General features: G+C 40.3%; 29 protein-coding genes, 1 tRNA gene and 1 pseudogene. 16 read left to right on the top strand and 15 right to left on the bottom strand.

Annotation, left to right across the window (positions count from 1 at the left end; translation table 11 throughout):
• Positions 1 to 2 precede the first annotated feature (2 nt).
• Genes L0Z67_RS01575 through L0Z67_RS01565 form a run of 3 tightly spaced genes read right to left on the bottom strand, consistent with a single transcriptional unit; the run spans position 3 to position 2344 of the window.
• Positions 3 to 356, bottom strand: a complete 354-nt coding sequence (locus L0Z67_RS01575; RefSeq protein ID WP_062567208.1) for a hypothetical protein — start codon at positions 354 to 356, stop codon at positions 3 to 5.
• Positions 357 to 399: 43 nt separating this feature from the next.
• The gene (locus tag L0Z67_RS01570) at positions 400 to 1014 is read right to left on the bottom strand and encodes a paraquat-inducible protein A (protein ID WP_062567207.1); all 615 of its coding nucleotides are present in this window, start codon (positions 1012 to 1014) and stop codon (positions 400 to 402) included.
• Between the two features lie 43 nt (positions 1015 to 1057).
• Complete coding sequence (locus tag L0Z67_RS01565) at positions 1058 to 2344, bottom strand: EAL and HDOD domain-containing protein (protein WP_062567206.1); 1287 nt, start codon at positions 2342 to 2344, stop codon at positions 1058 to 1060.
• Positions 2345 to 2547: 203 nt separating this feature from the next.
• Here L0Z67_RS01565 and L0Z67_RS01560 point away from each other — a divergent pair, with 203 nt between their 5' ends.
• From L0Z67_RS01560 to L0Z67_RS01550, 3 genes are all read left to right on the top strand, one after another.
• On the top strand, positions 2548 to 3216 hold the full coding sequence (locus L0Z67_RS01560) for an ABC transporter substrate-binding protein (protein WP_167346327.1): 669 nt from the start codon (positions 2548 to 2550) through the stop codon (positions 3214 to 3216).
• Positions 3217 to 3340: 124 nt separating this feature from the next.
• Positions 3341 to 3907 (top strand): alkylphosphonate utilization protein, encoded by a 567-nt coding sequence (locus tag L0Z67_RS01555; protein WP_062567204.1) that lies wholly within the window; start codon positions 3341 to 3343, stop codon positions 3905 to 3907.
• A gap of 109 nt (positions 3908 to 4016) precedes the next feature.
• A complete protein-coding gene (locus L0Z67_RS01550) occupies positions 4017 to 4826 on the top strand; it encodes an META domain-containing protein (RefSeq protein WP_405128389.1) in 810 nt (269 codons plus the stop codon).
• Between the two features lie 51 nt (positions 4827 to 4877).
• Here L0Z67_RS01550 and L0Z67_RS01545 read toward each other — a convergent pair whose 3' ends face one another.
• A complete protein-coding gene (locus L0Z67_RS01545) occupies positions 4878 to 5717 on the bottom strand; it encodes a 23S rRNA (adenine(2030)-N(6))-methyltransferase RlmJ (RefSeq protein ID WP_062567202.1) in 840 nt (279 codons plus the stop codon).
• 240 nt (positions 5718 to 5957) lie between these two features.
• Here L0Z67_RS01545 and zapB point away from each other — a divergent pair, with 240 nt between their 5' ends.
• The 10 genes from zapB to L0Z67_RS01495 all read left to right on the top strand — a co-directional run bounded on the left by zapB (position 5958) and on the right by L0Z67_RS01495 (position 12663).
• A complete protein-coding gene (zapB, locus tag L0Z67_RS01540) occupies positions 5958 to 6188 on the top strand; it encodes a cell division protein ZapB (protein ID WP_062567201.1) in 231 nt (76 codons plus the stop codon).
• Complete coding sequence (locus L0Z67_RS01535) at positions 6188 to 6475, top strand: cell division protein ZapA (RefSeq protein ID WP_062567200.1); 288 nt, start codon at positions 6188 to 6190, stop codon at positions 6473 to 6475. Before zapB ends, L0Z67_RS01535 begins: the two co-directional genes overlap by 1 nt.
• Positions 6476 to 6540: 65 nt before the next feature.
• A complete protein-coding gene (locus L0Z67_RS01530) occupies positions 6541 to 7542 on the top strand; it encodes an MBL fold metallo-hydrolase (protein WP_083515230.1) in 1002 nt (333 codons plus the stop codon).
• A 43-nt stretch (positions 7543 to 7585) separates the two neighbouring features.
• Positions 7586 to 9058 carry a transglycosylase SLT domain-containing protein gene (locus tag L0Z67_RS01525; RefSeq protein ID WP_405128701.1) on the top strand — a complete coding sequence of 491 codons (1473 nt, stop codon included), beginning with the start codon at positions 7586 to 7588 and terminating at the stop codon, positions 9056 to 9058.
• A 63-nt stretch (positions 9059 to 9121) separates the two neighbouring features.
• Positions 9122 to 9610, top strand: coding sequence for a peptidylprolyl isomerase (locus tag L0Z67_RS01520; RefSeq protein ID WP_237128071.1), 489 nt, complete (start codon positions 9122 to 9124; stop codon positions 9608 to 9610).
• Positions 9611 to 9619: 9 nt separating this feature from the next.
• Positions 9620 to 10345 carry an SDR family NAD(P)-dependent oxidoreductase gene (locus L0Z67_RS01515; protein ID WP_062567198.1) on the top strand — a complete coding sequence of 242 codons (726 nt, stop codon included), beginning with the start codon at positions 9620 to 9622 and terminating at the stop codon, positions 10343 to 10345.
• Complete coding sequence (locus L0Z67_RS01510) at positions 10342 to 11184, top strand: amidohydrolase (protein ID WP_062567197.1); 843 nt, start codon at positions 10342 to 10344, stop codon at positions 11182 to 11184. Before L0Z67_RS01515 ends, L0Z67_RS01510 begins: the two co-directional genes overlap by 4 nt.
• A 44-nt stretch (positions 11185 to 11228) precedes the next feature.
• The gene (locus L0Z67_RS01505; protein WP_062567196.1) at positions 11229 to 11591 is read left to right on the top strand and encodes a hypothetical protein; all 363 of its coding nucleotides are present in this window, start codon (positions 11229 to 11231) and stop codon (positions 11589 to 11591) included.
• A 156-nt stretch (positions 11592 to 11747) separates the two neighbouring features.
• Positions 11748 to 12110 (top strand): hypothetical protein, encoded by a 363-nt coding sequence (locus tag L0Z67_RS01500; protein ID WP_062567195.1) that lies wholly within the window; start codon positions 11748 to 11750, stop codon positions 12108 to 12110.
• A 70-nt stretch (positions 12111 to 12180) separates the two neighbouring features.
• Entirely contained in the window at positions 12181 to 12663 is a 483-nt protein-coding gene (locus L0Z67_RS01495; protein WP_062567194.1) for a hypothetical protein, read from the top strand.
• Positions 12664 to 12679: 16 nt separating this feature from the next.
• Here the strand turns inward: L0Z67_RS01495 and L0Z67_RS01490 are convergent, their stop codons facing one another.
• The gene (locus L0Z67_RS01490) at positions 12680 to 15226 is read right to left on the bottom strand and encodes a serine/threonine-protein kinase (RefSeq protein WP_276325274.1); all 2547 of its coding nucleotides are present in this window, start codon (positions 15224 to 15226) and stop codon (positions 12680 to 12682) included.
• A 120-nt stretch (positions 15227 to 15346) separates the two neighbouring features.
• On the opposite strand from L0Z67_RS01490, the gene L0Z67_RS01485 reads away from it, so the two are divergent.
• Positions 15347 to 16309, top strand: coding sequence for an FHA domain-containing protein (locus tag L0Z67_RS01485; protein WP_062567192.1), 963 nt, complete (start codon positions 15347 to 15349; stop codon positions 16307 to 16309).
• A gap of 46 nt (positions 16310 to 16355) precedes the next feature.
• Here the strand turns inward: L0Z67_RS01485 and L0Z67_RS01480 are convergent, their stop codons facing one another.
• From L0Z67_RS01480 to L0Z67_RS01455, 6 genes and pseudogenes are all read right to left on the bottom strand, one after another.
• On the bottom strand, positions 16356 to 16688 hold the full coding sequence (locus L0Z67_RS01480; protein ID WP_062567191.1) for a hypothetical protein: 333 nt from the start codon (positions 16686 to 16688) through the stop codon (positions 16356 to 16358).
• Positions 16689 to 16711: 23 nt separating this feature from the next.
• Complete coding sequence (locus L0Z67_RS01475; RefSeq protein ID WP_062567190.1) at positions 16712 to 17104, bottom strand: hypothetical protein; 393 nt, start codon at positions 17102 to 17104, stop codon at positions 16712 to 16714.
• A 138-nt stretch (positions 17105 to 17242) separates the two neighbouring features.
• Positions 17243 to 18418 carry a mandelate racemase/muconate lactonizing enzyme family protein gene (locus L0Z67_RS01470; protein ID WP_062567189.1) on the bottom strand — a complete coding sequence of 392 codons (1176 nt, stop codon included), beginning with the start codon at positions 18416 to 18418 and terminating at the stop codon, positions 17243 to 17245.
• A gap of 9 nt (positions 18419 to 18427) precedes the next feature.
• Positions 18428 to 19195, bottom strand: coding sequence for a class II aldolase/adducin family protein (locus L0Z67_RS01465; RefSeq protein WP_062567188.1), 768 nt, complete (start codon positions 19193 to 19195; stop codon positions 18428 to 18430).
• Between the two features lie 130 nt (positions 19196 to 19325).
• Positions 19326 to 19649, bottom strand: coding sequence for a c-type cytochrome (locus tag L0Z67_RS01460; protein ID WP_062567187.1), 324 nt, complete (start codon positions 19647 to 19649; stop codon positions 19326 to 19328).
• A 125-nt stretch (positions 19650 to 19774) separates the two neighbouring features.
• A pseudogene (locus L0Z67_RS01455) lies at positions 19775 to 20313 on the bottom strand (DUF2058 domain-containing protein).
• 233 nt (positions 20314 to 20546) lie between these two features.
• Between L0Z67_RS01455 and L0Z67_RS01450 the strand changes: the two are divergent.
• Entirely contained in the window at positions 20547 to 21683 is a 1137-nt protein-coding gene (locus L0Z67_RS01450) for an MFS transporter (protein WP_062567185.1), read from the top strand.
• Here L0Z67_RS01450 and L0Z67_RS01445 read toward each other — a convergent pair.
• The gene (locus tag L0Z67_RS01445) at positions 21650 to 22150 is read right to left on the bottom strand and encodes a prolyl-tRNA synthetase associated domain-containing protein (RefSeq protein WP_193988173.1); all 501 of its coding nucleotides are present in this window, start codon (positions 22148 to 22150) and stop codon (positions 21650 to 21652) included. The genes L0Z67_RS01450 and L0Z67_RS01445 overlap by 34 nt on opposite strands.
• Positions 22151 to 22537 (bottom strand): hypothetical protein, encoded by a 387-nt coding sequence (locus tag L0Z67_RS01440; protein WP_237114725.1) that lies wholly within the window; start codon positions 22535 to 22537, stop codon positions 22151 to 22153.
• Between the two features lie 166 nt (positions 22538 to 22703).
• Between L0Z67_RS01440 and L0Z67_RS01435 the strand changes: the two genes are divergently transcribed.
• Positions 22704 to 22779, top strand: a tRNA-Ala gene (locus L0Z67_RS01435).
• A gap of 159 nt (positions 22780 to 22938) precedes the next feature.
• Here L0Z67_RS01435 and L0Z67_RS01430 read toward each other — a convergent pair.
• Complete coding sequence (locus L0Z67_RS01430) at positions 22939 to 24186, bottom strand: glutamate-5-semialdehyde dehydrogenase (RefSeq protein WP_062567182.1); 1248 nt, start codon at positions 24184 to 24186, stop codon at positions 22939 to 22941.
• Positions 24183 to 25289, bottom strand: coding sequence for a glutamate 5-kinase (gene proB, locus L0Z67_RS01425; protein WP_062567181.1), 1107 nt, complete (start codon positions 25287 to 25289; stop codon positions 24183 to 24185). The genes L0Z67_RS01430 and proB overlap by 4 nt, the downstream gene beginning before the upstream one ends.
• Between the last annotated feature and the right edge of the window lie 211 nt (positions 25290 to 25500).

Genomic DNA, 25500 nt, shown 5'->3' with positions numbered 1-25500 from the left:
GCTTAAGCAGTAATAGGTGGACGGTATAAGGAGCTTATATGAAAGCTAAGTTGGTTTACGCCTAACACGGTGACTTTTTCAGATTGCTTAATTGAACTAACAACTAGGCTATTTAGAGGGAGGAGTGAGTGAGCTGTACAAGCATTGAACGGACACGCACAATCGCTGTTGTCCATGATATCTTCATGGCAACAGTCCATCTCGCTCATGTCGCTGTCGGCATTCATATTTGCATGATGGTTCATTTGCATGCTGGCATGTGGCATATCACACACCATAGCAACAGACGCAACTGACTGACCCACAAAAGTGAGCAGCATCATAACTATCAATAAGTAGCTTGAAAGTCGCGCCATCATCATACCTTAAAAATTAACCGCCCAGATTGTAGCCCGAAATTTACGCGCTCGACAAGGGTTTAGCTATTTTTATGCTGCTAGTTGCTGCAATAGCAAACAGGCAATAGCCAGTAAAATACCAAAAACCATCACCTAATTCGGCGTGCATTTTTATAAGCTCACCCATTTGCCCATCGGCATTACCAGCTAAATAGACCACAATCAATGCAATCACAAACACATCAACCATACTCCATTTACTTAACCCCTGTATTAGTTGACCAAGTAAATACTTAAGTTTGTTCGCTGGTAAAAAGCAATAAACTAACTGCATCAGTAATTTTAATGTGGGGATAACAATTGAAAACACAGCAATCAGTGCTGCCACCAAATAATTTTTATTGTTGGCAAGCTCATTCACTGTGCCCCAAATGCTGCGTGTTTTTTTGTAGGCATCTATTTCACCTTCAAGCTTATCAAGCCCTAACATGCTGGATGCCATCATTAATACACTACGGGTATTTCTGTCGCCTTCGTCGGCAATCATTTCAATACCTGTTTTAGCCAGCTCCGACTTGTTTATTTTACCTTCTAAAGTCAACACTGGCTGAGTTATTCCAGGAATGAGCAAAGCTAAAGCAATAATAATGGTAATAACAGGGAGTATAATACGCATCTTAACTAACCAAAAAATAAATAGGCTAGATATGATAACTAACTCAACCAGCCGAGTCAGTAACTAAGGACAGCGCAGAAAATACATCATCAGCATAGGCCCTTGATTCGTACATGGCATCATAGACAACATCCATTTTTGACGCGGGACGAATCATCACAAGTAATTCATCGGCTAGCTGCCAATGCTCTTCTTCTACAGCTTTAACAAGTTTTAGTGTTCCGCCGAGCATACCATTAAAGCTTAACAGCGCACTGGACAACTCTGAGCCTAATGAAAACTCTTTTGCAACAAGATCAATCTCCATATCCAAAATGGCGTCTAAAACAGATAGCATGCCGACCAAATAGCCCTGCTCCGCCAGCTCTTTTCCACCAGGCGCTAACATTAACGCTATGAATTTAGCACGCATTAGCCCTAATTTTGTCAGCTCTGAGGGTTTATCATTACCCAGTTCACTTAAAGCAAGTACGCGAACAAATTGTCTTATTGCGTCTTCTCCCAAGTAAATAACAGCTTGTGAAATAGATTTGATAGTCTGCTGGGCACTGCTTGAACGTGCATTAACTAACTTTAGTATACGCGCTGTCAGCCCTAAATCTTTTGCGACCCGCTCTTGTACTGCAGAAAAGTCTATATTCGGTTGAGCCGTACAATTTAATAGTTCTAACACTGCAACTTTTGAAGGCTCAACATTCCCATACGTTAATAATTCAGGGCGAGCAAAAAAGTAACCTTGAAATAAATCACAACCTGCCGCTTTCAATTGTTCAAACTCTTCATAACTTTCAATTCGCTCAACAATAATTTTAGCTTTAGGAAAACTACGTTTCAGTTTTTTGATCATCATATTTGTTTTGATGACCGGCTGTTCAACTTCAAGTTTAATAAAGTCCATTAACGGTAAAATGGGTTGCCATTTTTCGCCCCCGTCATAATCATCTAGAGCAAAAAAGTAACCTTCCTCTTTTAGTTGTTTTATGCGTTTAGCAACGTGAGGAATGCTTGTTGTTCGCTCAACTATTTCGATAACTGCACTTTGAGGCTGCAATAGCTTTGGAAAGTCGTCTAATATTGCATCGGTAGACAAGTTGATAAATGCAGGTTGGAAGCCCGTAAGTTTCTCTAATCCCATTAACATTAGCGCATTAAAAAACAACCGGCCCGTCGCTTTACCATCGCTTGTACCTTGAGGAAATACGTTGTCAGTTGACTCTCTGTACAATAACTCATAGGCATAGAGAGTTTTATCAGCATTAAATATCGGTTGCCTAGCTATATACTGAGTCACACTCTGACTCTTATTTCCTTCTATATTTAATTCTGACATTTTACATCCCGCTTAATTGTAAAAATCAACACTACAATTGTTCTTAGTATAGTGAAAGCTGTTTTCTTGCCAAACAAGAAAAATCCAACCACACTCAGTGTATGACAAACTTTTAATATAACCCATTGCGACTAACTTACTCATTATTTTTGCTTTTACTCTCTTTAAGCCCTGAACAAACAGCACAGGCTAAGCAACTTCCTGTGTTAAAATATAATGTGACTGGCTCTGGAAATTTTTACCCTTATTACATAAACAATAGACGTAATCCTGGCATTCTTCCTGAAGTTATTGCACAAATACTTGCCCGCGCAAATATTAAAGCCAAGCACATAGAGTTACCGGCTAAGCGTACGGTTAAATACCTTCATTTAGGCAATATTGACTTTGATGTTATCAGCCGTGCGTGGCTAAGTGAGCAGGAGCAAAAAAGTGATCTATTTAGTTATTCTGAGAACTTATTCGCAATTGAAGAGTACCTCGTTAGCCTTGAGGAAAATATCCAAAACTGGCAACAATTAAGCCACCTCAATAAACAACCAGTCGGAACAGTCCTTGGTTATTACTATTATGATGATACACGTTTTAAGCGCGTGGACTTTCATTCTGAAAAAGAACTAATAAAAGCGTTAAAAATGAATAGAATAGAGGTCATTATTATCGATAAGCTCAGTGCGAAGTACTGGGCAAACAAATTGAACATCTCTATTGCATTTGGTGCACAGCACTCGAACGGTTACTTACAAATAAGGCTTAGATCAGAGCATCAAGCCATGCTACCTGCCATAAATGAAGCCATTCGTAGTTTAAAAAAAGAGGGCACTATCGAAGCCATTATTAGCAAGTACACAAAAACCATACCCTTACATTAAACAAGGTTATTCCGCTTTAACTGCGGTTTTGTTATACTAGGGCGCTGTTATTAGCGATTTGCTTTAAGATAGATCATTTAATAAAGCAATTGGCATTAGTCTTCCAAACTGAAAAGAGCCTCCCATGAGCATTGAACAAGCCCTTATTGAACGTAGTAATAACCAATGTGAACTTTGCACAGCAACTGATAATTTATCTGTTTACGAAGTGCCACCCGTTACAGAGGCTCACTCTGATAAATGCATTTATGTTTGCCAAACCTGCAAAGATCAAATTGAAAACAATACCGACCTTACTGCAAATCATTGGCATTGCTTAAACGACAGTATGTGGAGTCAAACACCCGCAGTACAAGTTGTGGCCTATCGCATGCTAAAACGCTTAGCGGCAGATAACGGCTGGGCTCAAGATGCACTCGACATGATCTACCTTGAAGAAGACACACTAAAGTGGGCGCAAACGGCCCTTGCTGAAGATGACGATATTAAACATATCGATAGCAACGGCGTCGTACTTCAAGCGGGTGACACTGTCACACTTATCAAAGATCTTGATGTTAAAGGCAGTAGTTTAGTTGCTAAACGCGGCACGGCGGTTAGAAATATCGGCTTAACGAGTAACCCTGAACATATTGAAGGGCGCGTAGATGGCCAACGTATTGTCATATTAACTAAATACGTAAAAAAATAACGCTTGATAAAATGGGCTTTGCGCCCATTTTTTATATAATTAAGCTATGATTAAGTCTGCGAATTTTAAGCTATTTAATAGATAGTCCTCCAAACGCAAGGAAAACATCATGGCTTCGGATACCTTCTCCTCTTTTAAACGTGCCTCACTGTGTAGCTTAATGATATTAGGCAGCAGCTTAGTATTAAGCGGTTGTAGTGAAGATTCAGCTGAGCCGCAAGCTGAGCAATCAACAATGAAAACACTCAATACCCAGGTGACTTATTTAGATCGTAGCATGTTGCCACCAGGCTCAGTGCTAAAAGTACAGCTGGCCGATGTATCGAAGATGGATGCAAAAGCGGATGTGATCAGTGAGCAGGAAGTACAATTAAATGGGGCTCCACCTTATAACGTGGCACTGGAATATGACGAAAGTAAAATTGCCGATCGTCACCGTTACAGCGTCAGTGCCCGCATAGAAAACCAAGGTCAGTTGCTTTACATCAGCACAACCCATAATAATCCATTTTCAGAAAACGCAATGGACGATGTATACAAAGTCACTGTCTCTAAGGTATCCGCTAAAAAGCCAGATGTAACATTAACTAACACCTACTGGAAAGCAGTAACAATTGCTGGTGAGCCCGTTAACGTTGAAACAAAAGAACCCTTTGTTCAATTTAAAGATGATGGCTCAACTCACGGCTTCTTAGGGTGTAATAGCTTCTCAGGAAGCTATGAAGTAAATCAACAAACGCTCACTTTCAACCCACTCGCAAACACTAAAAAAATGTGTGTAGAGCAAATGGATATTGAAGCTGCAATGTCAGCCTTATTGGCATCAACAGCACAGTTTTCAATTAATGGTGAGCAATTAGTTTTACTTGATGATAGCAACGAGCCATTGGCAACGTTTACTGCAACCTATATGAATTAGTCTATAAACAAAAACGCCCAGTAAAAACTGGGCGTTTTATTTAAAATAAAGTTATTCGTCAACCAGTTGTTCACTGCGATAAAAACCGCTGTTTTGTGCAAGTAATTCTACTAACTCAGGCAAGATAGCGTCCATGGTTTGCTTTAATTTCCAAGGCGGGTTAATGACTATCATACCAGAGGCCGTCATACCATGAACCTCAGTATCAGCCTCCGTTGCTAATTCAAATAACTGAATATTGCGCACACCAGAATCAATTAAACCAGCTTCCATTCTATCGATACGTTCACGGTCAACAACTGGATACCAAATCATATACGTACCCGTTGCAAAACGTTTATAAGCCTTAATAATAGTATTAACAACCGTGTCGTAGTCAGCTTTAATTTCGTACGGTGGATCAATTAATACACAAGCACGACGTGACGCAGGAGGCAATAAGCCCACAAGCCCTTGAAAACCGTTCTCGCCACGTACCCGAATAGAACGCTTACCTTGCATATTATTTTGCAATAGTTCTAAATCACGTGGATGTAACTCAAAGAACCAGCCTTTATCTTGGCGACGTAAGAAGTGTTCAGCTATTTTTGGTGAGCCTGGGTAGAAATCTAAATCCCCCTGTTGATTAAACGACTTAATTAGTTCGATATACTCATTAAGTGCGCTATGCTCACTGCGATGTTGCCAAAGTTTAGCGATGCCTTCTAAGTACTCTTGTGTTTTTTGTGCATCACTTCCTGCAAGTTCAAAAAAGCCAGCCCCAGAATGCGTATCAATATAATCAAGTGGCTTGTCTTTGATTGTTTGATATTTAAGAACTTCCGCTAAAACTAGATGTTTAACTACATCAGCAGGGTTTCCTGCATGAAAAGAGTGTCGGTAACTAAGCATATTTATAAGTCGCCAAATACGAATGTGCGCAAAAAATAGATGACCTCATTGTACACGATAAACCGATAATGATCCTAAATACTCAGCACTGAGTGAACCATAAATGAATAAAAATGCCCCGAGACTGAATTGAAGCTTAACTTTTAATAAAAATGCGCTAAAACAGGCGTAAATGCTGGCATATCGATACAGTTTCCTTTACATTTGCATGACAATAATCACAGTTTTATGAGCGCATTTATGAATAACGAAACTCTTTCCCAACTCGAACAACTGATCGACAAACTAATTAACCGAAATAGCGAACTTGAAAGCGAAGTTAAAAGCTTAAAAGAGCAAACCGCCAAGTTACTTGATGAAAACGAAACACTACAACTTGAAGTACTTGAAAGTGAAGAAAAGCAAAAGGATGCCAGCAGCACATTAACAGGCTTACTTGAAAAACTACAAAGCGCTAATCAGGCTAGCTAATGGCCACTCCACAAAGTCAGCGTGTCGCCGTCGAGCTGCTTGGCAAAGAGCATGAGTTTTCTTGTCCTGAAGGGCAGGAAAAAGCGCTCGTTGGTGCAGCTCAACATTTAAATGACTTAGTGGAACAAATGAAGCAACGCTCTGCTGTTCGAAACGAACAAAAAGCCTTATTAATGGCCGCGTTGCACTTGAGTCATGAGTTGCTCGAAGTCAAATCGCAACAAGCAAAACAAGAGCAACAGCATGACTCATTAATCGATAAGCTAAGCCAACATTTAGATCCTTAAAAAAGCGCATTTCGCGCTTTTTTTGTTTACACTCTCCATTCGAATAATAAACGAGCGAATTAACAATGCGTACGAGTGCTTTTCTAAAAGGAATTATAACGGCTTTATTTTCTGCCTGTTTTACCGTGAATGCCCATGTTACTTGGCATTCCATTACACCAGAAATTCAATTTTTAAAGCAACAAGCTAAGCTACGCTTTTACGATTCGAACCAAGTTCTTATCGAAGGAAAAGAGTGTGCATTAATGTTCGATGCCAGTGGCGACTTTGCAGCCGTGGAGCAACTAGCCAGCACTCTAAAGCAGCGTTTGAAAACACCTTTATGTTATCTGGTTGGCAGCCATTATCATGACGACCACCTCCTTGGCATGGCCGTACTACAAGCACAATTCCCCACAGCAAAGCTCATAGTTCATCAACAGGTTGCAGAAAACTTTGCACATGTACAACGTGCCTTTACTGATAAGCTTGATAGCTATGAAAAAAGTATTGAGCTTAGCTACCAGCGCCTTGCCACCCTGCCCAAGGAACAACAACACACATGGCGAGAAAAGTTAACGCTTGCGAAACAACGTTTGTTACGCTGGCGTGAGTTATCGCTTAAAGAGCCCGGACTTATCATCGCTGAACAAACCAAGCTTGACCTAGGCAATTACCCAATTATCATTGAGCCCTATCACGCGCACACATATGGTGATTTAACCTTACTTGCTGATAATGGCCAAATCTTATTGGGTGGCGATATGGTTGATAGCCTGCCTTATCCAGGTCATGGACAACTAACACCGTGGCTTAACGCACTCACACAGCTTGCGCAAAGTAAAACCATCACAACCATTTTACCTGGCCATGGCGAAAAGCTCACACCCGCGATGCTTGCAAAACCAATTGCATTTTTAAGTACGATTGAAGAGCAGGTAAAAGCTCAGCCGAATGCCCCCGTAGAAGAGTTAATAACAACATTCCCTATAACCATAAAACAAAGCTATCAGAGCGACGAAATTGGCGAACGTGCATTTAATATGTTTCTTGAGGCTGGACTAAAGCAGGCTAAAACTTCAAAATAGCGCTAAAATAATAAAGGGATTTTATTATATGGCTCTATTACGTTTGAAATATTTTCTATTGCTATGCATATTTATTAGTTTACAAGGATGCCAAACCACTAAGAAAGAATCGCAACAAAATCAAGATGATCAGCCAAAGATCTTTAACCACTTTGAGCCTAACTTAAGCTATCAAGAAAAAACCAGTGAGCAATTAGATGTATCACCCACCGCTGCGCTACCGTCATCCAAAGTAAGTATTCCAGCCTCTGAGCCAACTTCTGATGACTTATGGCAACATATAGCAAATAATCTCTCTTTGGTTTTTCAAACCAATAAACAGACTACTGCACGTGTAAAGTGGTATTTAAAACAGCCTGAGTATCTCGAAACAGTGAATCGTAGAGCCGCTCCTTATCTTTATCACATTGTTAAACGTGTCGAAAAGCAAAACCTCCCTATGGAGCTTGCACTGTTACCCTTTGTTGAAAGTGATTTTAGACCCACAGTTCGCTCCTCAGAACATGCGGTGGGAATATGGCAATTGGTAGGCGCAACGGCCTATCATTTCGGTGTGCAAAGCGACCAATGGTATGATGGTCGTCAAGATATTTTAGCTTCAACCGATGCTGCACTCGCTTACTTAAGCTACCTACACAAGCGCTTTAATGGTAATTGGCTTCATGCATTAGCAGCCTATAACAGTGGTGAGGGTCGAGTAAAGAAAGCCATTAAAGACAATAAAAAACGAGGAAAAAAAACCGATTACTGGTCGCTCTCATTACCAAAAGAAACCGCAGATTATATACCCAAATTATTAGCCCTCAGCTACTTAGTGAGGCATCCTGAAAAAGGCTTTAAGCGCCCAAAATTGGTCAATAAACCACTGACTACTGAATTTAATGTTGGCCAACAATTTGAGTTTTCTGTGATTGCAAACCTATCTGGAATCGGCCGCAGTCAATTGCACAAACTTAACCCTGGTTACTTAAAAAACCAAAGTTCGCCTAATGGCCCACATACTTTATTACTCCCAATGGAGCAACAAACCATACTACAGAGCAAACTATTCCGTAATAACTTTGCAGGCCAATACACAGTACAAAAAGACGATACTTTATACAGTATTGCACGGCGCTTTAGCATGTCAGTCGAGGCGCTGAAAAAATTAAATAATAAAGCCTCAAATCTAATAAAGGTTGGTGAACAGCTCCACTTAAATAAACCACAGACAATACAGAAGTCCTTGTTGGTCGATTATAAAATTAGCCCTTATCTAGAGCAAAACGAACCAACAATTCCCACTGTTGCAGTTGATTATCAAGTCAAACCCGGTGACTCTATTTGGCGCATTAGCCGGCTCTATGATGTCCCCCACAAGGATGTCGCGATGTGGAATAAGTTAAATGCAACAAGCGTATTAAAACCAGGTACGATTTTGACATTACATTTGCCACAAGCCGAGCCCACAAAACATAATGCACCAGCGAGCGAGACGATACTGTCGGGTATCGAAAGCTCTTTAAAAAAGCCTTGATTGCTCAGCTAAAGCGGTTAGCGTAAAATCGGCATTTATATTTAAATTCTAAAGAGTAAAAACATGCAAATCAGCAAAGACTCAGCGGTTGAGTTTCACTACACATTAAGTGAAGCAGGCGAGCAAATCGAATCAAGTAAAGATGGCGAGCCGCTTTCATATATCCATGGTACTGAGGGCATGCTTCCAGGTCTTGAAAAAGCCCTTGAAGGTAAAGTAGCTGGTGATAACTTTAGCGTAACACTTGAGCCCAGCGAATCTTACGGTGAACGCGTTGATAACCTAATCCAACGCATCCCACTTAAGCACTTACAAGGCAACACAAAAGTCTGGAAGCCGGGTATGACAGCAATAGTGCATTCAAACCAAGGTCGCCACCAAGTGACTATCGTGAAAGTAGGTCGCTTCAATGCAGATTGTGACTTAAACCACCCATTTGCTGGCAAAACACTGACATTTGATGTTGAAGTAGTTAATGTTCGCCAAGCAACAGCCGACGAGTTATCACACGGCCATGTGCACGGCGAAGGCGGTTGTGGCCACAGCCACTAAGGATAAATGATGACAAACGTTGCAATTGTCACTGGTGGCAGTAAAGGCATAGGCAAAGCGGTTGTTGAGCGCTTAGAGCGCGAAGCATACACAGTTTACAACTTAGATATCACGCCATCTGAGGGCAACTATCGCCACTGTGATGTCAGTGATGCTGTGCAAGTTAAATCTGTGATTAACGAAATAATTGCAGAAACAGGCCGAGTTGATGCGTTAATATCAAACGCAGGTCGCCATTTAAGTGCCAACATTGAAAACACCGATGAAGCAACGTTTGACGCCCTGTTTGCGCTCAATGTGAAAGGTGCCTATGCTGCAATTCAAGCTGTGTTACCTAGCATGAAAAGCCAACAAGGGGGCTGCATCGTATTGGTTGCCTCTGATCAGGCGATTATCGGCAAACCAAACTCATTTGCTTATAATTTAACAAAACATGCGCTTGCATCAATGGCAAAAACCACTGCGCTGGATTATGCCGCGTTTAATATTCGCGCGAATGCAGTGTGCCCAGGCACCATTGAAACCCCATTATTTCATAACGCGATTGATGCTTACTGCCAAAGAAGCGGTGCTAGTAAAGCTGATATTGTTGCCGAAGAAGCTGCATTGCAACCTTTAAACCGTTTAGGGCAGCCTGAAGAAATAGCTGCTTTGATAAACTTTTTGATAAGCCCAGAAGCCAGCTTTATCACCGGTAGCTTGCAAAGTATTGATGGTGGATACACCACGCAATGAGCGACAAAATTATTGACCCTCATATACACTTTTTTAACCTCAACGAGGGTCAATACATTTGGCTACAAGGCGAGCATCCCCCTGCCTGGCCTAACCTTACACAGATAAAAGCACCTGTTAGTGTAGAGCAACTGCAATCAGCCTGTTCATTTGAGCTAGAAGCGCTTGTACATATTGAAGCAGGCTTTGACAATCAAGCGCCAATAAAGGAGCTTAATTGGCTTGCAACACATTTAAAAGATTTTGCTTATAAAGCCATTAGCTATAGTCAGATTGATGCCCCTAATAGCCAGTTTATAAACGCAATGACTGAGCTTAGGCAACCAACGCTTGTTGGTATTCGTGATATTACCGAAGGTGATGATGCGACGCGATTATGTGCACCAAACAGCCTTGAAAATCTTGCCTATCTAGCCGCCGAAAACTTACTGTTTGAAACCCAATTTGAAATTGAAAACCATGCAGTAACCGAACAGCTCATTACATACTGCCATGCTCTTCCTTCATTACGTGTAGTGATTAATCACTTAGGTTTTATCAAAAACCCAGAGCACTGGTTAAAGGCAATCACTAAATTAAGCCGCTGCAATAATATTGCTATTAAATTTTCAGGACTAGAATTTAGCTCATTGAGTAAAGACACGCATCGATGGCTTCTTAAGAATTTACTAAATCACTTTGGTGAGCAACGTATTATGTTTGCCAGTAATTTCCCTGTTTGCCAAATCGAGGTAGACTACAGCAGTTGTTGGCTGCACTATTTTTCATTGTGTGATACGCATCATATTTGGCAACAGCTGAGCAACAAAAATAGCCGTTATATCTATCAAATTAGTTAAAGACTAACTATACATAAAGGAAGTCTTGCTCGTTAGGAGCCCCTATGAAATTGCAACTTAGCTGTTTTGTTTTATCCTTTGCCCTCTATAGCTGTAGTCATCAAACACAGCAGCCCACTCCAAAACTCCAACATGCACAGCTTACAGAACCACAAAGTGAGCTCATAGCACAGGGAATCTCCCGACTTATGCACAGTAAGCCAATCATCCTCGATAAAGATGCTTTTTTAAACAACAGTGTGCTGGTAATAGGTAATATGAAAGGGCATGAATCACAAGATAAAGGGTTTAATAACATGCCTGACAGCTTTGAGCTGCTAATTAAAGATAAGCAATGTTTTATCCGGCATTTAGATAGTAAAGCTACCGAGCTACTACCACAGGTAAAATGTAAAGAAATCGATTGATATTTAATAAAAAACCAACCATGTAATAATCTGTAATAACAACCTAAAACAGATCTATCTATTCTTTTCCTTGCACAAACAGGCAATAAGCTAATTAACTTTCAGAATTTCATTTGCTTATTACCACCTTTAAAATTTAGCAAGGAGAATTTTACCATGTGTAACGGTGATAAAAACAATAGCCTAGTGCCGGACCTAACCCAAGATCATTCAGTTAGTCTAGCAACAAGCGAAGCGGCATCTAATCAACCTCTTGAGTTTCATCCATCGACTTTAGCCGCACAGATTTCAGCATGTGTTGGTGCAAGCTATGAAAATGGCAAAATTTGCGTAAACTTTCCAATAGTCGGCAATATTTGCTTTTCAGTCAGTTTGCCCATTCCAAGCGGTACATCGGTTAAAGTATGTATGCAAACGTGTGGTTTCCGCATAGGTGTTCCACCTTTTAATGGTATTAAAGCTACGGTATACGCAAACAACAGTCCGTTATGGACTGGCACGATTTGGGGTTCTTGCTAGATAGCCTATAGTAATAGCTGCTTATCAAATAAATAAGCAGCTCTTCAATTTCAAAACAGGACTTTATATCATGAATGATCTCAGCTTTTTTGTTATTCCCAATGACCATGGCCAATGGGAGCTCACTTCTCAGTCTGGAGCAAGTGCAGAAGAAATTAAAGTAAATTACAAAGATCTTATTGCAGGTGGTAGTCTGAATCTCTATTTCGAACTTGCAAACAAATCAGAGTGGGCTTTTGCCGAAAACGGTAGCTATTTTTCAGATGCTAAAGACAACTTCAATTATCAACTCAATAGTATTGTTGCCAACGATGGAAAATCACTAATTGTCACAATATCCAGTATTTTACCGCATCACGCTTTATCAACCGAATTGAGTAAACAATTAGCTGATAATCCAAAAAAAGCGGTATCAGGCAAGTTAGATCAAGGTGCAAATTATGAAATTAATTTTCGATTAATTGCGAAAAAGAGCACTGACGCTAACTCTCTTATGCGTTATTTTTCACAAGATCCACGGGTTATAATTGAAGATATGGAGCCAACCCTTTAAAACACCAACGCAGAGCTTACTCTGCGTTATTTTTTACAGAACATAAAAAGTAATAATGCTCTTTGCCGATTAAGCTCATTAACTTACTTTCAGAACATAACCCCTTAAACCAAGGTAGACGGTAAAAAACTGGACTCCATCCCAAATTTATACTTTGTTCTACCGACGCGAGTGCTGAGTATTTTTCATTCAATAAGCTTTGCAGCATTGCTTTGATAAAATATGCCTCGGCCAAATTTGGCTGAGCAGCTAACAACTGCTCAACCTGATTCATCGCTTGTTGATTCCTATTTAGGTGAATCAACACTTGCGCTTTTTCAAGCTGGTCTGCAACGTTTTTCGACGAGGAGCCAAGCTGATCGCTAATTTTTAAGTATAAGCTTTCAGCCTCTGTAAAGCGGCCTTGCAAATAAAGTAAATCAGCATAATTAAGTTGTAAGGTGGTTGTTTTGGTATCTAACATCATGGCTTTTTCAGCAAGGTTTAATGCATTTACAAGCTCACCTTGTAAAGAAAGAACAATTGAATAATTACTATAAATAGAGGCACTTTGCTGTCCCGAATCGATCAGTTTTTGATAATTATCCTCTGCCGCCGTCAAGTCGCCTGATAACAAAGATACATCCGCGACTGTTTTAAGCGTTACAACATCATCAGGGTTATAACTTAATACTTCCTTTAAATATTTTAATGCGTCAGCACGTTTCCCCAAGGTAAGGTACGCGATTGCAAGGTTTCTGGTGGCCAATAAAGTGGGTCTAATTTTATATGCCATCTTCGCGTGCTTTAAAGACTCTTCTAGGCGGCCTGTACGCTTAAAATAAATAGCCAAAATAATTTCTCTCTGGTATTCCTCTAAAGATGAGCTTTGAATTCTGCTAATAATTTTTTCAGCTTTAAGGTGCTCTCCCGTATACTGGTATATTTCAAGTAGATCAACTAAATAAGCAGGGCTTTCACGGTATGAAGTTGGCGATCGTTCAAGTTGAAATTGTAACTTTGTTATGAGCTCTACATTTTTTGACGATTTATAAAGGCGTAAAACTATTTTTCGATATAAAGGATACAAAGGCTTAAAATCAGGCTCTTGCAACAACAAAGACTCAGCCATGGCGCGTTGCTTTTGACTGCTACCTAAATCATTCGCAGTCAGAGCAACTAACGACACATACTGCCTAATAAACTCATCTGACAATAACAGCTCTCTGTTCGAAAGAATACTTGGAGTAAGCAAGCTTTGTATCGAGGATAAAGTTGAGTTATAAATATTTAGATAGTTTTCTTTATCTGTTGCACTTCGTGTTGTGCCTATCATTGTGGCGTTTTTATCTAGTTCGTTTAGTGTGAAATCACACGATAAACGGTTGCAGTCTAATAAAGGTATTAATAGTTTGGTAGCTCCCAGAGCGGCAGCTAAATCATTTAGGCCTGCTTCTTTACCAAGTATTAATTGTGCTTGTTTAACTTCCCTGCTCGCAATTAAAGCAAGCTTGCGATCAGCAAGTACATATTCGGTTATTGCATCCTTGACGCCAAGACTGAGCAAGCGTTTTTGTGCATCCGTAACTTGGCTATTTGCTATAAATTCTACGGGTAATAAAGCTATTCTCTCTATCGGTTTAGATGCATACCAGAACCAACTCCCCCCGCTTAATAGCAAAAAAAGAATCACAACAAGAAGTAATCTTCTATTGAAAAAAGTTTTGCTTAGGTTGTTATTATTTTTGTAACTTGTAACATCTACGGTCACGCTTTCGAAGCTAAGCGAGGCTAAAACGTCTCTAAACTGAGATGCTACGGCGCGAGCGCTTTCAGGGCGTTTATCCACTTTAAATGCTAATAACTGTTTTAGTAAAGGTACTAAATCAGCAGATAACTCTTTGATAGGTTTATAATTTGCGCAACAAGGAAATGATTTGATTTGTTTTGCTAAATCTTGCGCTGTACTGCTTGAGGCTTGTTTTGAATAAGCATGATAGCCCGTTAATAACTGATAAGCGATTAACCCCAATGAAAATAAATCACTTCGAAAGTCAACAGCTTGATTATTCAATTGCTCAGGCGACATGGCGTTTAAACTGCCATAATCATTGACTATATCAGTTGCTTCTACCCCTTTGATTTTTGAGATACCGAAATCAGTTATTTTAACTGTACCTTCATCACTTACTAGCACATTAGCCGGTTTCAAATCGAGATGTAATATGCCTTTATCATGAATTGCAGCTAAACCATCACTAATATGAATGAGTATTTCTAGCTTTTCAGTCAGTGTAAGCCTCTGCTCTTTCATTACATGAGCTAACGTATTCCCTTTAACATACTCCATTTCTAATAAAACTTGTTGATCGCGATGAATGATTTTATAAAGCTGCACTATATTTGGATGATTAAAGCTCGCTATTAATTTTGCTTCACTAATGGCTCGCTCAGTAGTGTCTCCAGCTAATTTCATTACCTTGAGTACGACTTGCCTATTCAGCTCTCGATCAGTTGCAAGGTATATCGTACTCATCCCTCCTTGCGCCAAGACTTGTATATTTTTATAGTAATCCTCTATCACAAACTACTCGATCCATCACATATAAATAATTAGTTTAGTATTCAATGTTAATTAAATGCAAAATTAATGTACACACTATGATAGAGTTATATTTTTATTCAAGGACTAAAAGAGAGCTATATGGCTATACTGGCTAGTTTAAACTCAGATGTGAGCTTTTATCTGCGCGACTTTCATCGTTTTGGTCGACTAGCCCACTCTGTTGACACATTATTAAACTACCCAGAAGTGACACGTATTCATGCTGTAATAGAATGGGTCGAACCACACTGGTATATTCGTGATCTAAGCAAAAATGGTATTTGGCTAAACGGGAAACGGCTTGATAAACAAATCAACTCCCCATTAGCCCTAAATGATCGCCTAAGCTTTTCAGAAATAAATAACTTAGATTACCAATTAACTTCTATCGATCCACCCAGAGATCTTTTACTACCTATCAATGGCACAAATACACATTGTATTTTGCTTGAACGTTATCATTTTTTACCCGATAGCCAACATCCAACAGCCGTTATTTTTTACGATCCTGATAGGCTCTCTTGGTGCTACGAAAACACAGAAACTCACCAATTAGTTACTTTAGAAGATGGTCATCAAATAACAATAGGAGAGCAGCTGTGGCAGTTTTTTCAAGCTGAAATGACATCACAAGAAAATACACTGAATTTAAGCCCCACACCTATTAATGACCTTCAATTTATATTCAATTTGAGCCTAGATGAAGAGCAAACCGAACTCAAAATAAGACAACACAACACATTAATTGACCTAGATGTTCGCTCTCATCACTACCTCACCGTGCTGCTGGCTCGCAATAAACTGGCCGATATTAAAAATAAATTTGAGAAAGATGTACAGGGCTGGGTACAAGTTAAGAAATTAGCACGCGATCTTGGTATTAATGAATGCCATGTCAATATTCAGATCCACCGTGCGCGAAAACAGTTTATGGAATCTTTCAATAATACACTCTCTGCTGATGTTTTGATTGAACGTAAACGAGGTAAGGTTCGTTTTGGAGGGAAGTGTTTTACAATTGTAAAGGGGCCGAATTGCGAATCAACAGAGCCTACAAATTAAGAAATGGCTGTGGCAACGAGCAGAGCTACAGCCATTCATTGGTCGATTACTGCGCTATTATTTGTAGCGAACAGTTGTAGCTTACAGCTTTATTTATCAATGACTTAAATTCAAGGCTAAATGCCACAAGCGACTCTTCCGTAGGGTAACAAGCAATACACTTATCAAGCTCTTCTGTAAGCTGGTTAAGCATACTTACTCGTATCGGATTTTCAGCCTCTACGCCATATTGATGCTTCCAAAACCGCTGTAGTACAGGAGCATCATCTAACGTCATTATATACTCATAACCATCATGCCAAAGTTCATCTGTCAAAGAACATTGAAATTCAGGCTCATCGAGACTTAATTTTGTAGATGATAGAACGACCTTTCTCATAAGTATCTATTCCCAAATTGACATTAAGAACAGTTTCCTGGTGCACCGTTTAATTCAGGGAACTGAGTAACAACCTCTCCATTTGGCTTAATTATCAAGCGGGCGCACTTCTCTTGTTGAGTACCAACAACTATCCCTAAGTTAGCATCATACCTAATACGAGCATCAGGCTGTACTGTTCGTGATTTATTAGTTGCATTTTGCACTTGTTCGCAAAATTTTTGCGCATCTTGTATTGTTGCACAGTACTGAGGCAAAAATTGACTGGCTTGTACACCAAAAGTGCAATGCCTTTGTTGAATATGAGCAAAAGATTGTGCTGTTACATCACATTTTGGGTCTGCAGCCGCCTGAGTCGCAGAAATAAATAGGCAACTGATAAAGCTGCAATAGATAACCGAATTAATTAATTTCATTACTGTCTCCTTTGTAATCTAAATTGATTGGAAGTCACTCTTCCTTTCTCAATCTAGATACTAGGGAGAAATAATCCATAACAGATTATTACACAGCACAGGTAATACCCCGATTAACGGGGCATTACCTAAACGCTTTTACTTTATCTCAACACGCTGTGAGCGCATAACAACTTCATCATTTAGCTCAATACCGATCCCTGGCTCTTCTGATACTTGGAAGAAACCATTTTTAGGTTGAGGATCTTGAATACATAGCTCACGGTTCCACTTTTTAATCGCATAGGTGTGATGTTCGTGAATTAAAAAGTTAGGAATAGCGGTTTCTAGGTGTAACGAAGCAGCTGTTGCTACTGGGCCGCCACACACGTGAGCTTGAATACGCACATCGAAGATATCTGCATAATCACACACTTTTTTAGTTTCAGTAAAACCACCACACAGGCCTAAGTCTGGCTGTAATACATCAATACTTTGATCTTCTAAGTAAGGGCGCACACCCCAGCGGTTATACAAACGTTCACCACCTGCAATTGGCACCGCTACTTTATCAGCAACTTTTGCATGTAATGAATGATTTAAGTAGTTCACTGGCTCTTCGTAATACATACAATCGAACTCTTCAGCAATTTCACCAATTTGAATTGCTGATGTTGCGCCAGGTAAGCTGTGACACTCAAAAATAATGTCAACTTCATCACCTACCGCTTCACGAATAGCTTGCATACGCGCGCGATATAGCTTCATTTCTGCGCGAGAAATAATGTTAGTGCGATCGTAATAAGTATTGCCGTTTTTATCGTACTGGATTGGGTCAACTTTTACCGCATCATACCCTTCAGCCATGGCTTTTAGTGCTGCTTCTGCGTATTCCTGTGGGTGAACAAGTGCTTTGAATTCACTATCCCAGTCAAATTGTAGTTGCGATGCATAAGTACGAAGCTTATCGTTAACTTTACCACCTAGTAACTGGTAAACAGGTAAACCAAGCGCTTTACCCTTAATATCCCAAAGTGCGGTATCAATGGCACTCATTGCTGCATACACAACAGGCCCACCACCTAAACCCCAAAAGCTTTCGCGTAACATTCGTGACCATAGTTTTTCTGTTTGAAATGGGTCATGACCAATTAAAAAGGCATCGGCCATTTCTTTGATCATTGCCGCAGCGGCACTATGACCTAAATCATAAGCCAGACCCGCTTCACCCACACCGCTAATACCTTCATCGGTATGAATACGCACAAAAACAGGTGTCCAAGCAGGTCTGTCTGGACAATGAATATCGAACACTTCGACGCGATTAACTTTCATGGTTACTCCTTACTGAGCAAAACGAGGATCAAGACGATAAGCTTTTCGCAGCATTGCCGGCCAGGCTAGCTGCCCACCGGTGCTGCCGCTGTGCACGACATTCGCTTGATTATAAATATTATCGATAATAGGTTGTGGTACTGGAATTGCCGCTTGACCACTGGCTTGAATCGCCAATTGAATTTCGCAGGCACGCTGTAAATCATAAAAACGCATAAACGCATCACCTACTGTTGGGCCAACAGTTAAGCCGCCGTGGTTCACCAATAGCATGTGATTGGTGGTGCCTAAATCATCTTGCAAGCGCTTTTTCTCGTCACTGTTTACCGCTAAGCCTTCGTAGCCATGATAAGACAATGATGGTAATGAAAACATTGAATACTGACTTAGTGGCAACAGGCCTTTTTCTTGGGTTGCCACAGCAATGGTCTCTTTTGTGTGTAGATGAATAACGCAGTGAGCATCATCACGTACTTCGTGAATAGCACTATGAATGGTAAAACCTGCTGGGTTAATCTTAAACGGCGTATCATCAAGAATATTACCGGCTAAATCAACCTTAACAAGATTGGATGCTGTCACTTCATCAAAACTTAAACCAAAAGCATTGACTAAGTAATGATCTGTACCTGGTAAACGTGCCGAAAGGTGAGTGTAAATGAGATCACCCCAACGAAAGTGTTCCACCAAGCGGTAACATGCCGCTAAATCGACACGTAGCTGCCATTCCTGCTCTGATACTTTATTTTTTAAATCGAGTTTTGGTAAATCAAACATGGAAAACCTTGTTAATGTGACACGCACAAATAGATGTATAGAAGTCTAAATAACTATTTGGTGATAATCAATAGCTGATACAAAAAGGCCACATCAGTTGATGTGGCCTTTAATAACTTAAAAACGAAGATTATTTAACTTGCGATAAGTAGTCTGCGATTGCTGACATTTCTTCTTCAGATACATTTGCAACCATTGCTTTCATCGCTGCAGCCATACCATTACTACGCGCACCAGACTTGATGTCTTTCATTTGCGCAAGTAAATACTCTTTATTTTGGCCATTTAGTTTAGGGTATTGCGGCATAATTGGTGCTTTACCTTCTGCACCATGGCAAGTTTGGCAAAGTTTTGCTGTGTAAAGCGTAGCACCGTCAGCGGCCATTGAGTTAAACGATAAGCTAGCTGCCATTGCTAAGCTTGCCCCACATAGTATTTTAGTTATCTTGCTCATTGTATCTTCTCTTAGTGATGGGTTAGAAAACATTTTCTTTAGTGTAGACCATGATTTAGGAATATTGCACCCGAAAAAACACATAATTGTTACCGCAACTTAAACACCCTATACAGTAACTGTATTTACCAGATTAAATCATCAGGTACTTCGAAATCAGCATAAGGATCATCTTCATCCTTTTGCTTATCTTCTGGTTCAACATGGAACACTATATATTCTTCGCTGACTTCAGCGACTTTTCGTGCTGGTTCATCTTCCAGTACAAAAAACTGACCTTCTAAAACACAAATCGCGAGGCGACCACCAGCAAGGGCTTTTTGTGTTTTTTCATTTACGTCCAACTCTTTCACTTTGTTTTGGTACGTAAAGTTGAAAGTACGATCACCACGGATTTCATCTTGGTTGTGGTGCTCTAAAATTTGTTTAACACGTGCAACTTGCTCACGCTGCTTCTGCTCTTCTAAACGCGCTTTATTTAACTCATCTGCTTTTTTCTGCTGTTCAAGCTTGGTTTGCTCAATGTGCTTTTGTAAATCGCTGGGGTTACTCGTTGCGCCTTTCTTTTTTTCTTTTGCTGTTTGCGCTTTTCAGTTTTAGCTACCTTAGCTTTGTGCGACGTAGTAAGCCCTGCCTTAAGTAATTGATCTTGTAATGAACCCATAACGAAATTCCAATAATAAAATGCCTAATTAAGGCTATTTTAATCAGCTATGCAAACAAATAACAGTATTGACTCAACTTGATTCCATGATATCTATTTTAACGCCCTGAGATTAACACGCGATGAAATCATGACATATTGATTTAACGCAATATTTATTATTTTAATCGCCTTTTAACTTGTAAAAAAAGTGATACCCGATAAGCTTGTGCTTTATCTTTAGGGAGCTAAAAATGCAGCTGCGACATTTGTTACTTTGCTCTGTATTTATTTTCTTTGTTTTATACGCCCCACAACCCTTACTCGGATTATTTGCCAGCCATTTTTCTGTATCACCTGCCGCTGCTGGCAGTTTAATGACTGCGACTATGCTGCCGTTAGCCATTGCACCTTTAGTGTATGGCTTGTTTTTAGCTAAACGAAACCCTTTAACAATCTTAAAGTTTGCCATGTTTATTCTGGCCATAAGCTGCATTGCATTTACCTACGTGCCAAGCTTTAAGCTACTACTATTAGTACGTTTTATTCAAGGCATTACTCTACCTGCAGCACTCACCGCCATGACAAGCTACATTGGTGTAACTTATCAAGCCGATGAGCTACAGCGTAATATGACGCTCTACATTGGCAGCACGATTGTCGGTGGTTACTTTGGTCGTATGCTTGCCGCTTTATTTACTGACTTTTTAAGCTGGCAAAGTTTTTACTATGTGATTGCGTTAGGATTAATCATATTTGCAATCGCCATTCCTAAAGCAAGCAAAGGTGCGAACATTCATGCAGCTAAATCGCCGCTATTGTATCTAAAACAATTAAAAGATCCGTTGGTATTAAAGCTCTACGGGGCAGTTTTTTGTATGTTTTTTTGCTTTGCGGCACTACTAAACTACCTACCCTTTATACTGCAAGACAGTTTTGCTATTACGAATACTCGAGATATTGGCCTTGTTTATAGCGGTTATTTGCTTGGTGCACTAGCATCTATAGCGACACCTTGGCTATTACGTAAATCATTAACACCTTGGCGTTTACTAACTTGGGTATTTGTATTCTATAGCCTGACGATGGTGCTATTAATGAGCCAACAATTGTTATTATTCTTTATTGCCTTTACTGGCTTTTGTGGTGCGATGTTTGTTATTCACTCAAGTGCAGCACCCTTGGTTAATAAAATTAGCAGTGCCCCTGCCAGTGTAACAAATGGTGGATATGTGTCTTTTTATTATAGTGGAGGCGCTTTAGGCTCTTTGCTGCCGGGTCTGGTATATCAGCAACACGGCCAAGTTGCCTTTATGACCGTGCTACTTTTAGTTTGCTTGGTAGGTTTAAGCTTAGTTTATTTAGCAGGTAAGAAAACAATTCGGGGTTGATGCCCAGTGCTTTCGAAAAATAATTCTAAATCATCTTTTTTCATTAGCCATGTCGCGGTATTTTCAAACGGATGGCAATGAAATAGTTCGTTAAACCACACTTCTTGATCAAGCCACAGTGTGACATTATTTTGTTTATCGTTTAAAAGTGCCAACATAGACACACAACCAGGCGGCACTTTTAAATAACGCGCTAATCGCTCATCAGATGCAAAGCCCAAACGAGAAAGCCCCTGCATCTGTGCTATTGCTTTTAAATCTAATTGTTTGTCATGCGCTGTGATCACTAAAAAATGGCGTTTACCTTCATTATCACGCAAAAATAGATTCTTTAATCGCGTGCCAGGTCTATTAACCATGAATTTGTCGGCATCTAAACTGCCATGTAATGGTGGGTGCTCAATCACATCATAGTTTATATCTAACTGAGCTAATGCAGCGGCAAGCTTGGTTTTTTCTGCATACATTTACAAACAACGTCCTCGTAGTTGTACACTTAAGTCACGCCAAAGCACATCATCAATAATATGCTGATCGTTGCAATACTGTCGTGCCTTAAGTTCTTGGTTTAATAATTCAACGGCTTGATCTTCAAGCATCAGTTTTAAGCTGCTCGATTCTTCAAAGTACTCTTGCTCGGCAAAATCTTTAAACTGTCTACGCGTTAATGGCTTATCAAGGTTTAGTGGCTTCCTGCCTTGTGCTTTCACCGACACGACGTATGCAAAAATTTTGCTGCCTTGTTCATCATTTTTGCCGTAAAACTGTTTGTTATTAATTTCGAAAGGAGGCGCGTCGTCTTGACTGGCGCAAGCCGTTAGTAGAATAACCAAAAGCCATGCTATTTTTTTCATTATTGGATAAGCCTTGAACAGTATATGCTCATTAGTCTATCAAAAATAAAAGACTTAGGTAAAAATTCGATGATTTTTTAAAAAACACTTGACCAAATAAACAAAAATAATTAAAGTTCACCCCGCTTGAGACGCAAGACTTAAGCATCCTGTATTTTAGGAATGTGGGGCTATAGCTCAGCTGGGAGAGCGCCTGCCTTGCACGCAGGAGGTCAGCAGTTCGATCCTGCTTAGCTCCACCACTTTCCTACTCTTCTTTAGGCAATCTGCCGAATTATCAACTAACAGTATCATACTCTAAATTTAAGCTATTTAATTAGTCTTACTATCCTCTTCGTTTTATATCAGACACAAAAAAACCGAGCAAAGCCCGGCTTTTAAACGTAGTTACTTCTTAGCGATTATTCACGAATTTGGCCTTCGCCATTCACTAAGTATTTTTCAGTTGTAAGCGATTCTAGACCCATAGGTCCGTAAGCATGTAGCTTAGTGGTCGCAATACCAATTTCAGCACCTAAGCCTAACTGTGAACCATCAGAAAAACGTGATGACGCGTTAACCATCACAACAGACGCATCAACACTGCGCTGGAATAACTCTGCTGCTGCTTGATCCTTAGTACAAATGACTTCTGTGTGGTTTGAGCCAAATTGAGCAATATGATCGATCGCTCCAGCAAAATCTGGCACAACCTTAATGGCGATTTCTAAGTCTAGGTACTCTTCGCCAAACTCATCATCAGCAAGCACAGTCGCGTTGTCAAAATATTCAGCCGCTTTTGCATCTGCATTTACTTTCACGCCTTCTTGACGAAGCACAACTGCACACAGGTTTAAAAATTCATCGGCAATATCTTGATGTACTACTAGGCCTTCTAATGCGTTACACACACCAGTGCGCTGAGTTTTACCATTTAACAGCAAGTTAATGGCGACATTCAGATCAGCCTCTTTATCAACATAAAGGTGACACACACCTTTAAAGTGTTGAATAACAGGGATGGTACTGTTTTCAGTTACAAAATTAATTAGACCTTCGCCACCTCGTGGGATGATTAAATCAATTGTGTCACGTTGCTGCATTAACTCCATTAATAAGCCACGATCAGGATCAGGGATCACTGAGATTAAGGCAGCTGGTAAACCATGCTTCTCAAGTACTTTATGCATTACGCTGGCAATGGCTTGCGAACTACGCAGTGCTTCTTTACCACCACGTAAAATTACCCCATTACCCGATTTAAAGCACAAAGCACCTGCATCAGCCGTCACATTTGGACGTGCTTCATAAATCATACATACAACACCAAGTGGCACGCGCATCTTGCTAATCTTAATACCATTCGGACGCTCTGAAATGTCGCGTAATTGACCAACCGGATCATCAAGGCTGACAATCACTTCGATGCCTTCAGCCATTGCTTCAATGCGCTCATCATTTAGGGTCAGACGATCAATCATCGCCGCAGCAAGGTTATTATCACGTGCTGCCGCTAAATCGCTTTCGTTTTCTTTGATAATGAAGGCCTTACTTTCACGTAATGCCTGCGCCATCTCAGATAAAACTTGATTCTTAGTGGCAGTATCAAGCAGAGCTAGCTGGGTTGCAGCTTTTGCAGCTTGACTAGAAATATCCGTAATTAAACTCATGACTTCTCCAATAATGCGATATCTTTTTCTGAAACAACTGGGCCGATTGAATCTTGCATTTTTTCGCTAAATTCACTTTGCTCGTTGTCAGCAATAAAATTCAATAAACAGCTACTGTAATTCGCTGTTGCTTTTGCTAGACGTGTACCATCGTCACTGCGGACTAAAATAGTATCGCCTACGCCAAATTCTCCGTGTACCGCAACAATTTCATCGCTACGAATACACCCATCTTCATGATGAGCAGACTCATCAAACGAGCCTTCTACGACAACCTCACCTTGCTCATTCGCGGTGTGTGTCATCCAATGCACCGCTTCTTGCATTGGTTTTTCATAAGGCATAAAAATAGTGCCTGGGTTGTCACCTTCAAGTAGGCGATTGAAGGTTTCTTCTTTGAAACCATTTAGAATAAAGGTTGTAATACCATGCGATGTCGCCTTTTCTGCCGCTTCAATCTTAGTTTTCATACCACCGGTACCAACCGCGCTGGTTGCACACCCTGCCATTGCGTAGATTGACTCATCGATGCTCTCTATTTCAGGTAACAATACGGCATCATCATGCAAGTTCGGGTTTTTATCATAAAGACCATCAACATCCGAAAAAATCATCAGCGCATCTGCGTCTGCTGCTGCAGCAACCATCGCTGATAGGTTATCATTATCACCTACTTTCAAGTCATCCGTGGTGACCGTATCATTTTCATTGATGATAGGTAGTACACCGTGCTCTAGTAAAGTGAACACCGTTTCACGAATGCTGGTATAGCGCTCACGGTCTCGTAAATCACCGTGTGTTAATAATATTTGTGCGGAAGGGAAATCAAAAAAACGATCCCACATAGCCATCATTTCTGTTTGGCCGGCAGCTGCCATTGCCTTTTTCATCGTTACCGAGCGAGTTTCTTGCTCAGGAAATAAATGCGAACCCGCTGCCACCGAACCAGATGATACTAAAATCACTTCGATACCTCGTGCTCGACAGCGAACGATGAACTGCGCAATGGTCAATAAATAACGTGAACGACACCCATCTTGTTCCGGTGCGATCAATGCGCTACCAACTTTAAGTACAATACGTCGCCATTTAAACTTTTGCATAACTGTTCAACTTTTCCATTTTACTATCTGTTCAGCGTCATTAAAGCCGCTGATTAAAAGACTCACGTTTAGAACAACTAAACGTGCTGAGTATTCTCACTTTGTCACAGACACTTATCTGCACACGCAACTAGTCCGCGCATGGACTGCGTTTAGGTATAGCACAACTTTTATTCAGTCAGTAGACCAAACGGTTATAAACCATAAGCTG

This window comes from Pseudoalteromonas sp. PB2-1, from assembly GCF_045040605.1.
Classification (GTDB): Bacteria; Pseudomonadota; Gammaproteobacteria; order Enterobacterales; family Alteromonadaceae; genus Pseudoalteromonas; species Pseudoalteromonas arabiensis.
The sequence above is the reverse complement of the archived record's forward strand: the minus strand, read 5'-3'. Positions and strand labels throughout refer to the sequence as shown.

What these genes read in the sequence shown, in the direction of transcription:
- L0Z67_RS01565 (WP_062567206.1), bottom strand. Translation starts at nt 2,344, where the DNA reads ATGTCAGAATTAAATATAGAAGGAAATAAGAGTCAGAGTGTGACTCAG.
- L0Z67_RS01500 (WP_062567195.1), top strand. Translation starts at nt 11,748, where the DNA reads ATGTGTAACGGTGATAAAAACAATAGCCTAGTGCCGGACCTAACCCAA.
- L0Z67_RS01460 (WP_062567187.1), bottom strand. Translation starts at nt 19,649, where the DNA reads ATGAGCAAGATAACTAAAATACTATGTGGGGCAAGCTTAGCAATGGCA.
- L0Z67_RS01450 (WP_062567185.1), top strand. Translation starts at nt 20,547, where the DNA reads ATGCAGCTGCGACATTTGTTACTTTGCTCTGTATTTATTTTCTTTGTT.
- L0Z67_RS01470 (WP_062567189.1), bottom strand. Translation starts at nt 18,418, where the DNA reads ATGAAAGTTAATCGCGTCGAAGTGTTCGATATTCATTGTCCAGACAGA.
- L0Z67_RS01510 (WP_062567197.1), top strand. Translation starts at nt 10,342, where the DNA reads ATGAGCGACAAAATTATTGACCCTCATATACACTTTTTTAACCTCAAC.
- L0Z67_RS01545 (WP_062567202.1), bottom strand. Translation starts at nt 5,717, where the DNA reads ATGCTTAGTTACCGACACTCTTTTCATGCAGGAAACCCTGCTGATGTA.
- L0Z67_RS01575 (WP_062567208.1), bottom strand. Translation starts at nt 356, where the DNA reads ATGGCGCGACTTTCAAGCTACTTATTGATAGTTATGATGCTGCTCACT.
- L0Z67_RS01505 (WP_062567196.1), top strand. Translation starts at nt 11,229, where the DNA reads ATGAAATTGCAACTTAGCTGTTTTGTTTTATCCTTTGCCCTCTATAGC.
- L0Z67_RS01535 (WP_062567200.1), top strand. Translation starts at nt 6,188, where the DNA reads ATGGCCACTCCACAAAGTCAGCGTGTCGCCGTCGAGCTGCTTGGCAAA.
- L0Z67_RS01495 (WP_062567194.1), top strand. Translation starts at nt 12,181, where the DNA reads ATGAATGATCTCAGCTTTTTTGTTATTCCCAATGACCATGGCCAATGG.
- L0Z67_RS01530 (WP_083515230.1), top strand. Translation starts at nt 6,541, where the DNA reads ATGCGTACGAGTGCTTTTCTAAAAGGAATTATAACGGCTTTATTTTCT.
- L0Z67_RS01515 (WP_062567198.1), top strand. Translation starts at nt 9,620, where the DNA reads ATGACAAACGTTGCAATTGTCACTGGTGGCAGTAAAGGCATAGGCAAA.
- zapB (WP_062567201.1), top strand. Translation starts at nt 5,958, where the DNA reads ATGAATAACGAAACTCTTTCCCAACTCGAACAACTGATCGACAAACTA.
- L0Z67_RS01465 (WP_062567188.1), bottom strand. Translation starts at nt 19,195, where the DNA reads ATGTTTGATTTACCAAAACTCGATTTAAAAAATAAAGTATCAGAGCAG.
- L0Z67_RS01440 (WP_237114725.1), bottom strand. Translation starts at nt 22,537, where the DNA reads ATGAAAAAAATAGCATGGCTTTTGGTTATTCTACTAACGGCTTGCGCC.
- L0Z67_RS01520 (WP_237128071.1), top strand. Translation starts at nt 9,122, where the DNA reads ATGCAAATCAGCAAAGACTCAGCGGTTGAGTTTCACTACACATTAAGT.
- L0Z67_RS01480 (WP_062567191.1), bottom strand. Translation starts at nt 16,688, where the DNA reads ATGAGAAAGGTCGTTCTATCATCTACAAAATTAAGTCTCGATGAGCCT.
- L0Z67_RS01485 (WP_062567192.1), top strand. Translation starts at nt 15,347, where the DNA reads ATGGCTATACTGGCTAGTTTAAACTCAGATGTGAGCTTTTATCTGCGC.
- L0Z67_RS01570 (WP_062567207.1), bottom strand. Translation starts at nt 1,014, where the DNA reads ATGCGTATTATACTCCCTGTTATTACCATTATTATTGCTTTAGCTTTG.
- L0Z67_RS01550 (WP_405128389.1), top strand. Translation starts at nt 4,017, where the DNA reads ATGGCTTCGGATACCTTCTCCTCTTTTAAACGTGCCTCACTGTGTAGC.
- L0Z67_RS01475 (WP_062567190.1), bottom strand. Translation starts at nt 17,104, where the DNA reads ATGAAATTAATTAATTCGGTTATCTATTGCAGCTTTATCAGTTGCCTA.
- proB (WP_062567181.1), bottom strand. Translation starts at nt 25,289, where the DNA reads ATGCAAAAGTTTAAATGGCGACGTATTGTACTTAAAGTTGGTAGCGCA.
- L0Z67_RS01555 (WP_062567204.1), top strand. Translation starts at nt 3,341, where the DNA reads ATGAGCATTGAACAAGCCCTTATTGAACGTAGTAATAACCAATGTGAA.
- L0Z67_RS01445 (WP_193988173.1), bottom strand. Translation starts at nt 22,150, where the DNA reads ATGTATGCAGAAAAAACCAAGCTTGCCGCTGCATTAGCTCAGTTAGAT.
- L0Z67_RS01430 (WP_062567182.1), bottom strand. Translation starts at nt 24,186, where the DNA reads ATGAGTTTAATTACGGATATTTCTAGTCAAGCTGCAAAAGCTGCAACC.